The 367-nt window shown below is 62.7% G+C and carries 1 protein-coding gene; it reads right to left on the bottom strand.

The annotated features are described in order from the left end of the window. Positions 1–45: 45 nt before the first annotated feature. Positions 46–367, bottom strand: a 322-nt coding sequence (locus ACTFO6_RS18015; RefSeq protein WP_439935777.1) for a hypothetical protein, incomplete at its 5' end; no start/stop codon positions are given.

Raw genomic sequence — 367 nt, 5'->3', positions numbered from 1 at the left:
CCCTCTCGCATCAGGGAGGACATTCCGGTTCATGGCGCAGCGCGCTCATGATCCCCCTCTTTTGTGACCCGATGATGTCGGCCGCCGTCCGCTATGCCAGGGTGCCGTCCCCGCCGGGTCGGGCGCCGGATCCGTTTCCACCACGTTGACCAGGTGAAAGCACCGCTTGACCGCATCCAGACTGTGGACCACTTGGGAACGACAGTGGACGAGCCACAGATCGCACGTGCTCGCCCGCTCCCTGAGATAAAGCAACAGCTCGATCCCGTCCGGGTCGATGGAGCTCAGCTCGCGCAGGATGACGATGACGTCCTTCCACCAGATATGGGGAATCCGGTTGAAGGCGTCGATGCATTCCTCCCAGGAC

This window comes from Pelomicrobium sp. G1, assembly GCF_051905455.1.
In the GTDB taxonomy this organism is placed as follows: domain Bacteria; phylum Pseudomonadota; class Gammaproteobacteria; order Burkholderiales; family UBA6910; genus Pelomicrobium.
This window is presented reverse-complemented; position numbering and strand designations above follow the sequence as displayed.